The sequence below is a fragment of the Mesorhizobium sp. M7A.F.Ca.CA.002.09.1.1 genome (assembly GCF_003998555.1).
GTDB classification, from domain to species: Bacteria; Pseudomonadota; Alphaproteobacteria; order Rhizobiales; family Rhizobiaceae; genus Mesorhizobium; species Mesorhizobium ciceri.
This window is the reverse complement of sequence record NZ_RZRR01000396.1, coordinates 1-4928: the sequence shown is the minus strand read 5'-3', so window position 1 is coordinate 4928 and position 4928 is coordinate 1. Positions and strand designations below refer to the sequence as shown.

At 64.2% G+C, this 4928-nt stretch carries 4 protein-coding genes and 1 pseudogene; 1 reads left to right on the top strand and 4 read right to left on the bottom strand.

From position 1 onward, the window contains the following. From EN994_RS17850 to oiaX, 3 genes are all read right to left on the bottom strand, one after another. Positions 1-286 (bottom strand): dihydroxyacetone kinase subunit DhaK (locus EN994_RS17850; RefSeq protein ID WP_164745988.1); only part of this gene is annotated, 286 nt, incomplete at its 3' end. A gap of 129 nt (positions 287-415) precedes the next feature. Next, on the bottom strand, positions 416-1750 hold the full coding sequence (locus EN994_RS17845) for a four-carbon acid sugar kinase family protein (RefSeq protein ID WP_127307689.1): 1335 nt from the start codon (positions 1748-1750) through the stop codon (positions 416-418). Between the two features lie 4 nt (positions 1751-1754). Further along, positions 1755-3005 carry a 3-oxo-isoapionate-4-phosphate decarboxylase OiaX gene (gene oiaX, locus EN994_RS17840; protein ID WP_063167519.1) on the bottom strand — a complete coding sequence of 417 codons (1251 nt, stop codon included), beginning with the start codon at positions 3003-3005 and terminating at the stop codon, positions 1755-1757. A 174-nt stretch (positions 3006-3179) separates the two neighbouring features. Between oiaX and EN994_RS17835 the strand changes: the two genes are divergently transcribed. Continuing rightward, positions 3180-3893 (top strand): transcriptional regulator NanR, encoded by a 714-nt coding sequence (locus EN994_RS17835; RefSeq protein WP_063167520.1) that lies wholly within the window; start codon positions 3180-3182, stop codon positions 3891-3893. A 2-nt stretch (positions 3894-3895) separates the two neighbouring features. Here EN994_RS17835 and EN994_RS17830 read toward each other — a convergent pair. After that, positions 3896-4928, bottom strand: a pseudogene (locus EN994_RS17830) (hypothetical protein); the annotation flags it as partial.

Here is a 4928-nt window from a genome sequence, read left to right as displayed (position 1 = left end):
CCTTGGCGCATTCGAGGATCGGGTCCGCCGGCGTCGCGGCAAAGACATTGCCGATGGCCGCAGCGTCAGCCAAGCCCTTGCCGACAAAGCCGAGAAAGCTCGGCTCGTGGCCCGAGCCGCCGCCGATGACCAGGCCCACCTTGCCCTGGCGCGGCCCGTCGCGGGCGACGATGGAGCGTGGACTGCCGTCCACGCTTTTGAGATGGCGGGGATGCGCTGCCAGGATGCCTTCCAGCATCTCGTCGACGGCGCGGTTGCCATCGTTGATGATCTTCTTGGTCTGCACCCGGCATCCTCCCGACTTCGGCATTTTCGCAGATAATACCGGGTGTTACCGGGATTTCCACCCGGCAAGGCGTATTTCGCGCGCTGAGATGTTCCCACGGCCAACACCTGGACGCAGGCGCTGGCTGTTTCAACCGCCGAGGCCGTCGCGGATGGCTGAGAAATAGCGATCGGTCCCGACCTGGCCGCCCTTGAGCGCGACCTCCAGTCCGTCGATCGCCTTGACGCGCGAGTGGGCAACGCAAAGCGGGGAACCCGGCGAAGCGGGCAGCGGCATGCGAATTGTCAGGGCATCGACGCCCGTCTCGCCGAGTGCGTGGCTCGACGTGTCGCCGCCTGCAATGACCACGCGACGCAGGCTCTGTTCCACCGTCAGGTTGCGAAGGATTTCTCCGAGGCCGCGGCCAAGCCTGTGGCGGGCGCCTCCCTCCCGGTCGATTTCGGCGCCCCTGTCGGCAGTGGGGCCAAGCGCGGTGTAGAGGATGACGCTGCGCCCGGCTTGCAGACTGGCACGGCCGCTTGCCGTTGCGCGCGTGATCGCCTGCTGCGAGGCCTCCGAAACCAGTTCGACCGGATCGACCTCGATGCCGTCGAAACCGTCGGTCAGGGCATGCCGGATCTGTCGTTCGGTGGTCGGCGAGCAACTGCCCGACACGACGGCTATCCGCTCGGCAGCGCCCGGCGGTGTGAAGCCTGGCCCAGCGCTGACGACGCCATTCGACGTCCATTCGGCCAGCAGCGCATATTCGACACCGGACGAGCCGACGACAAAAGAACCGCCGGGCTTGCGAACGCGCCACAGTTCCTTGCCGGCCAAAACCTGCGTCTCCAGACTGTCGACATCGACAAGCACGATGGCGGTGCCGTTTCCGGTCAGGCGATCGAACGCCGCCGACCGCGATGCCGACTGCAGCGTCGCAAGATCGACCAGCCCGGAGCTCAGCGCCGTCTGCCGCGACAGATGGATCAGCAGATCGGACTCATCCATTGGCGTCGTCGGGTGACGGCTCATCACCGGGTGGCGATCAATGCGGAAATATTGGTCGCGATAGGCCGCGAACAGATGGCCGAAAGCGGTATAGCGCTTGAGCTGCGGCGCGCCGACCAGCAGCGGCACGCTATCCTGCGCGAACACCGAGCGGCCGACCTCGATGGCTCGGCCGATGCTGCCGATCGTCGGGCTGGAATCGAAGGTCGAGCAGACCTTGTAGTGGCAAATCTCGGCGTTAAGCGTCTTCAGCCAGGCGAAGGCATCGCGCAGATGCGTGTCCATCCATTGCGGCGTCTCACTGCGGCTGGTGCCGGCCAGCCCTATCGCCCGGCAATGGCCAAACCGGGACAGCAGGGCCGCGTCCGGCTGGCGCATGAACAGCACGGTCGGCACGCCACCGAGCTCGAGCGCCTCCATGACATCGGTCGAGCCGGTCAGGTCGTCGCCATAATAGCTGAGAAGCAGGTCCTGCATCGTCTCAGGCTGCCTTGCCGTCGCCGAATTTTTCGATCGACCGCGCCAGTTCGGGATGGTTCAAGGCGAAGTCGGCCAGCGGAATGCCGTCGACCGCCGATTGCCAGGCTTGCTGCACGGCACGTACGCCGGCGCCCGGTCCGTCCGGATGGCTGACGATGCCGCCGCCGCAGAGATAGAGAAGATCCACGGTCCGGCCGGTTCGTGCATATGTCTCGGGCGCCTGACCGCCCCACTGGCCGGAACCTGCCACCGGTAATGCGCAGTCCCCAGCCGAAAAGATCGGCGTCGTCACCGCCTTGAAGGATTCGACGAAAGAGTCATCCGGTTCCCAGTATTTCGAGGCGATGCCGTTGATCTGGAACTGGTCGACGCCGAGCAGTCGCCAGAATTGCTGCCAGACCTTGAAGTCCATGCCGAGGCCGGGGTGACGGGTGAGGATGTCCCAGCCGTTGCGATGAGCATGCAGCACCAGGCCGGAGCGTTTTCTCAGGAATGCCATGCCGCCAAAGCCGATCGAATTGATGTTGATAACAGCACAATTGCCGCCGGCCTTCGCCACCAGATCGTGGTTGCGCATCATCTCGTCGGGATCGGCGTGCGAAATGCCGAAGGCATACATCACCTTCTTGCCGGTCTTCTGCTCGTGATCGAGGATCAGCGGCATGATTGCCTTCACCCGTTCCGACAGGGGCGAATAGGCCGGGCTCATCAGCTTCTCGTCATCCTTGATGAAGTCGACGCCGGCGGCGATCAGTTCCGCCACCATTGCCGCCGTCTCGTGCGGCCGCAATCCTAGCGCCGGCTTGACGATCGTGCCGATGATCGGGCGGTCAGTCACATTGGTCAGCCGGCGGCTGCCGGCGACACCGAACTGTGGGCCGGGATGTGCCCCGCGATACTCCTCCGGCAATTTCATGTCGACGACGCGAATCCCGGTAAGGCCCTTGATCGAATAGGTGCCGCCGATGGCAATCGTCATCAGCGCCGAAAGGTCGGTGCCGATGGCATCGAACGGAAAGGCGATGTCGACATCGGCGCGCCTGAACGGCCCCTTACCGTCATTGGGAAGCGACGGCCGCTCGGCATCGGGCAGAGGCCGAATCGCCAGCACACGTGCCGCCACCCGGGCCTTCAGTTCCTCGGTCTCGCCGGGCAGCGCTACGAAGGTGCCGGTCGACTGATCGCTGGCGATCTTGGCCGCCAGCGCTTCGATGCTTCCAGGCGTTTCGATGCGGTAGGTGAGGGTGATCATGGTCCGCTGTCTCAAGCCGAGGCGTTCGAAAAAGGTTCACTGGTGTTTCGAATCTGGTATAATGAGTACATAAGTATTGCAAGTCATATCCGGCAGCGGGATCGACAGACGGCAATTCCGGGAATTGTGGCGGCAGTGTTAGATAGGGCCGGGTCAAGGGAGTGATTCGCGGCGATGAACCGTTCGGAACCGATTGTCCGGCGCAAGCTTTCCGATGAGGTCTTCTTGCGGCTGAAGCGCCTGATCACCAGCGGCGAGCTGATGCCAGGCGACGACATGCCCTCGGAGCGCGAGCTGATGGAGCGCTTCGAGGTCGGCCGCCCCGCGATCCGCGAGGCGATGCAGGCGCTGAGCAATATGGGGCTGGTTGCGATCTCGCATGGCGAACGCGCCAAGGTGCTGCAACTCACCGCCAAGTCGATCATCAAGCAGGTCGACGGCGCCGCCAAGATCATCCTGTCGTCATCGAAAGACACGCTGGAGCACCTGAAGACCGCGCGCATCTTCTTCGAGCGTGGCATGGTCAGGGAAGCCGCCGAAAAGGCCACCGCCGAGGATGTGCTGCGGCTGCGGGCCACCGTTGCCGAACAGCGCGGCTTTCGCGGCGATTCCGAAGCCTTCATCTCCGCCGACATGAAGTTCCATACACAGATCGCCGCGATCTCCGGCAACCCGATCTATGTCGCCGTCAGCGAGGCGATGCTCGGCTGGCTGAAGGAATACCACACCGAAATGCTGATCTGGACCGGCAAGGAAAAGTTCACGCTCACCGAGCACGAAGAGATCATCGGCCGCATCGAGAAGAAGGATGCCGATGGCGCCGAGAAGGCGATGATCAAGCATCTCGAACGCTCGCGCGCGCTCTATGTGATGAACTCCGAAAAATAACGTCAGTCGATCCGGACGATCTCGTAAGGCGTCATCACGAGATGGCCTCGGCCAAAAGCTGAAATGTCGACTTGCACGTCGTCCGCCGTCAGGTTCGCCAGCCACACGACAGTGTCGCCCGAGGCCGAGCGTCCAGCCAGCGCCAGCACCTTGGTCTCATCGCTCGTCCCTGCGGCCACATGCGCAAGGCCGGCCAGTTCGCAAAGCCCCTTGATGGCTCTGAAGAGCGGCCGGGGCGATCCTTCCGCGACGGGTTCTCCGGATGACGCCAGCACGCCGAACGGTCCGGTGAAGCTGGAGAGCGTGAGCTGTTCCAGCCCAGCGGCTGCGACGCGCGCGGCATAGCCGACCGTCCAAGCCGCCGCGAACTGGCCGGCATGGCGCGGATCGCTGTCGGCCATGGCAATGCGCTGTCCCCCGGGATTGGGTTTGGTCGCTCCGCCATAAGGGTTCTGGCGCATGGCAATCGTCGACGGTCCGATCCGGTAGGGCTTTGCCCCGAAGATAGCCCGTGCCGATTGGGTGATGAAAGGCAGCGCCTCCAGCGACTGCATGACGCTGAGATCGTCGGCGGCGTGCACGATCGGGCAGGTGCAATGGGTGACGAAATCGAGCTGGTCTGCCGGAACGCGCTTGCGGTTGAGTTCGGTGAAATAGCTGAACATGCCGCCGCCGAGGCGGATATCGGGGAATGCCCGCCGCGCTGCGGCATAAATGTCGTCGAGCGGCGGGCATTCCGGCCACGCGCTGCCCGGCGGTGTCGACTGCCGGTCGACCGACGGCGACACGGCAATGGCCGAGAGTTTTAGCCCGGCCCGGCGAACCAGGTCGGCGACGCCGGACAACTCGGCGTCAAGATCACCAGCGCAGGCAACGACGCATTCGAGGGTGGTTTCGGCTGCGTAGGCAGTTGCGAGCCGGGCGAAAGCGCGCAAGGCATCGAGCCCGTGGCCGCGCGTCGGATCGTGGTGAAACAGCAGCTGTTGTGGGCCGAGTGCCGCCAGCGTGGAGAGGTTCGCCAGCGCCGTCTCGACA

What these genes read in the sequence shown, in the direction of transcription:
- EN994_RS17845 (WP_127307689.1), bottom strand. Translation starts at nt 1,750, where the DNA reads ATGCAGGACCTGCTTCTCAGCTATTATGGCGACGACCTGACCGGCTCG.
- oiaX (WP_063167519.1), bottom strand. Translation starts at nt 3,005, where the DNA reads ATGATCACCCTCACCTACCGCATCGAAACGCCTGGAAGCATCGAAGCG.
- EN994_RS17835 (WP_063167520.1), top strand. Translation starts at nt 3,180, where the DNA reads ATGAACCGTTCGGAACCGATTGTCCGGCGCAAGCTTTCCGATGAGGTC.